We start from the raw sequence: 3,819 nt of genomic DNA on the forward strand, positions 1-3,819 counted from the left end.
AAGCTCTGCCAGTCAGGGCGCGGGCGCGTCGAGCGAGGCCGGCACCTCATCATTCATGCCCTGTTCCTTCATCGCCAGGTCCCAGCCGCCCAGGTCCTTGAAGCGGTTGACCATCGCGCAGAACAGCTCCGCGGTGCGTTCGGTGTCATAACGCGCCGAGTGGGCGGAGGCATTGTCGAACTCGATGCCGGCGGCGCGGCAGGCGCGCGCCAGCACTGTCTGGCCATAGACCAGACCCGCAAGCGAAGCGGTATCGAAGCACGAGAACGGGTGGAACGGATTGCGCTTGATACCGCAACGCTCGACCGCCGCGTTCAGGAAGCCCTGATCGAAGGCCGCATTGTGGCCGACCAGCACCGCACGCGTGCAGCCGTGCGCCTTGATGGCCTTGCGCACCGGGCTGAAGATCTCGCCCAGCGCCTGATTCTCGGCCACCGCGACCTGCTTGCGCACCGGGTTGTCGAGATCGATACCGGTGAAATCCAGTGCCGACTGTTCGATGTTGGCGCCCTCGAAGGGGGCCACGTGGAAGGCATAGGTCGCATCCGGCACCATGTTGCCATCGTCGTCCATGGTCAGCGTGACGGCAGCGATCTCGAGCAGTGCATCACCGGCGGCATTGAAACCACCCGTCTCGAGGTCGACCACCACTGGCAGAAAGCCACGGAAGCGCTGTGCCATCTGCGTGCGCTCGCTCGCCTGGGTCATCAAGATCTCCAATCCCGTCATAGCATCTCGTGCTGCGTCGTGCGTATTGCCGACGCTCAAGGTGGCCAATTGTAGCAGGGCGAAAAGGGCGCGTCGCGGCGCTGGCCGCGTGCCGGGGTGTCTCTGGCCCTCCTGGCAGTATCGGTGAGGTGCCAGCCTCGCTATAATCGGCGTCACATCGTGATTCGGGTAGATGAGCGGCTGCGCTTGCGCGGCCTTCGCTCGTCTGGACCGGGCGATCCAACCCCACCTGCGGCCACGGCGTTCATCAGTGGTACGCGGGAACTACAAGCATCAACTCAGGAGTCAAGCATGTCCGACGTGCAAAAGGTCGTTCTCGCCTACTCCGGCGGCCTGGACACTTCAGTCATCGTCAAGTGGCTGCAGGAAACCTACAACTGTGAAGTCGTGACTTTCACAGCTGACCTCGGTCAGGGCGAGGAAGTCGAGCCGGCGCGTGCCAAGGCAGAAGCCCTCGGCGTGAAGGAGATCTACATCGAAGACCTGCGCGAGACCTTCGTCCGCGATTACGTCTTCCCGATGTTCCGTGCCAACGCCATCTATGAAGGCGAGTACCTGCTGGGCACCTCCATCGCACGTCCGCTGATCGCGCGTCGTCTGGTCGAGATCGCCAACGAGACCGGCGCCGACGCCATCTCTCACGGTGCGACCGGCAAGGGCAACGACCAGGTGCGTTTCGAGCTGGGCGCCTACGCGCTGAAGCCGGGCATCCAGGTCATCGCGCCGTGGCGTGAGTGGGACCTGAACTCCCGCGAGAAGTTGATGGAATACTGCGAGCAGCACGGTATCGAAGTCGACTACGCCAAGAACAAGAAGAAGTCTCCGTACTCCATGGACGCGAACCTTCTGCACATCTCCTATGAAGGTGGCGTGCTGGAAGACCCGTGGACCGAGTGCGAAGAAGAGATGTGGCGCTGGAGCGTCAGCCCGGAGCAGGCGCCGAATGACGCGACCTACATCGATCTGACCTACACCAAGGGCGACATCACTGCCATCGACGGCAAGGAAATGGCCGCTCACGAAGTGCTCGAGTACCTGAACAAGGTCGGCGGCGCCAACGGCATCGGCCGTCTCGACATCGTCGAGAACCGTTACGTCGGCATGAAGTCGCGTGGCTGCTACGAAACACCGGGCGGCACCATCATGATGCGTGCTCACCGTGCCATCGAATCCATCACTCTGGACCGCGAAGCGGCCCACCTGAAGGACGAGATGATGCCCAAGTACGCCGAGCTGGTGTACAACGGCTACTGGTGGAGCCCGGAGCGTCGCATGCTGCAGGCGGCCATCGATGAGTCCCAGAAGGTCGTCAACGGCGTCGTGCGTCTCAAGCTCTACAAGGGCAACGTGATCGTCGTCGGCCGTCAGTCCGAAGACTCCTTGTTCGATGCGTCCATCGCGACCTTCGAAGACGATGCGGGCGCCTACGACCAGAAAGATGCTGCCGGCTTCATCAAGCTGAACTCCCTGCGCCTGCGTATCGCGGCCAGCAAGGGACGTGGCATCGAGTAATCTCTGATCCGATAGCCTGATCTCGGAACACCATGACGCCGGCCCCTGCTGCAGCCATTCGCTGCCATAGGGGTCGGCGTCGTGCTATCCGGCTGTCGGTGCCACGTTATCCGGCTGTCGTATCGCGCTTTAGACGGCCAGAGTCAGTCGCGCTGTCGGCTACCAGAGCCGGGCGCGCTTTCGTCTGATGAGGTGCTGCTCATCCAGGGCACGCATGGCGCTCAGGGGCTTTTTTGAGCGCTTTTCTCCCCCGTGAGTGCATGCGATGCTGACAGAAGCCCCTTTTCATTGTCATTTCTGCACGTAGATCGCCGGCGTCTGTCATGGCGGCCGGCCAAGGAAGATGTCTCATGCTGGGTATGCTGAAGAAACTGTTTGCCGCAGGCGAGCCTGCGCCGGTCAAGGAACCGGAAGCCACCGAATACAAGGGCTATCTGATCGTGGCGATGCCGCAGAAGCACGATGGTCAATACCGGGTGTCGGGCGTGATCCGCAAGCCGGTGGAAGGCGGCGAGATGCTGGAGCACCGTTTCGAGCGCTCCGACACCGTGCCGGGCGAAGAGGGCGCCGTGGAGCTGACCCTGCTCAAGGCGAAGCGCACCATCGATGACCTGGGTGACAGCATCTTCGAACGCTGATCCCCCCGAAGCTGACCGCTGCGCACTTGCCCCCACCCTCAGGAGCACGCCCATGATCACGGTTCACCATCTGGAAAACTCGCGCTCGCAGCGCATCCTGTGGCTGCTGGAAGAGTTGAATCTTGAATACCGTCTGCAGACCTATGCCCGCGACAGCAACAGCATGCGCGCGCCCAAGGCGCTGAAGGAGATTCACCCGCTGGGCAAGGCGCCGATCATCACCGACACCACGCTGGCGGGAGAGAATGCCGAGCCGGTGGTGGTCGCCGAGTCCGGTGCGATCATCGAATACCTGATCGATCTGTACGCCGGCCAGGGCAGCGGCAGCACTGCCCATCTGCGCCCGCCCGCCGGCAGCCAGGCCGAGCGTGACTACCGCTTCTGGCTGCACTTCGCCGAAGGCTCGGCGATGTTGCCGCTGATGCTCAGACTGGTGTTCTCGCGTCTCGACAAGCCGCCGGTGCCGTGGCTGGTGCGCCCGATCGCGCGCAAGCTGGCCAAGGGGGTGAATGACAGCTTCATCAGCCCGGAGATCAAGGCGCATCTCGCCTACATGGATACCTGTCTCGAGCATCGCCAGTGGCTTGCCGGCGACTCGCTGACCGGTGCCGATATCCAGATGAGCTTCCCGATCCAGGCGCTCGATGCGCGCCAGGGGCTCAAGAATCACCCGAATATCCAGGAATGGCTGGCCCGCATCCGTCAGCGCGAAGCCTTTCAGCGTGCCGTGGCCAAGGGTGGCGAGCTGGCGCTCTGACGCGCTGATGCTTTTGCGCTCTGAGGTGCTGATGCGCTGATGCTCGGGCGCGCTGCGCAAATATCATATGGCTTGCGCATTTTTGCGCTATTGATGTGATTGAGACTTTCGTCGGGATTCTTTCGGCATTCGGGCTGTCACATCTGGACGTTATATCGATAGGTTCTGTTTTAGGTATCTAAG

Annotated in this window: 4 protein-coding genes; 3 read left to right on the forward strand and 1 reads right to left on the reverse strand. The window is 62.2% G+C overall.

Annotated elements, in window-relative coordinates:
• Positions 1–12: 12 nt before the first annotated feature.
• The gene (gene rnt / locus AC4FAH_RS07785) at positions 13–708 is read right to left on the reverse strand and encodes a ribonuclease T (RefSeq protein ID WP_054555724.1); all 696 of its coding nucleotides are present in this window, start codon (positions 706–708) and stop codon (positions 13–15) included.
• Positions 709–975: 267 nt separating this feature from the next.
• On the opposite strand from rnt, the gene AC4FAH_RS07790 reads away from it, so the two are divergent.
• The 3 genes from AC4FAH_RS07790 (at position 976) to AC4FAH_RS07800 (ending at position 3,636) form a co-directional block, all read left to right on the forward strand.
• Positions 976–2,241, forward strand: a complete 1,266-nt coding sequence (locus tag AC4FAH_RS07790) for an argininosuccinate synthase (RefSeq protein ID WP_225348161.1) — start codon at positions 976–978, stop codon at positions 2,239–2,241.
• Between the two features lie 350 nt (positions 2,242–2,591).
• Positions 2,592–2,879: an HlyU family transcriptional regulator gene (locus AC4FAH_RS07795; RefSeq protein ID WP_306424366.1), complete on the forward strand. Its 288-nt coding sequence runs from the start codon at positions 2,592–2,594 to the stop codon at positions 2,877–2,879.
• A 52-nt stretch (positions 2,880–2,931) separates the two neighbouring features.
• Entirely contained in the window at positions 2,932–3,636 is a 705-nt protein-coding gene (locus tag AC4FAH_RS07800) for a glutathione S-transferase (RefSeq protein ID WP_153636321.1), read from the forward strand.
• Positions 3,637–3,819: the final 183 nt, after the last annotated feature.

This window comes from Cobetia sp. (assembly GCF_983723665.1).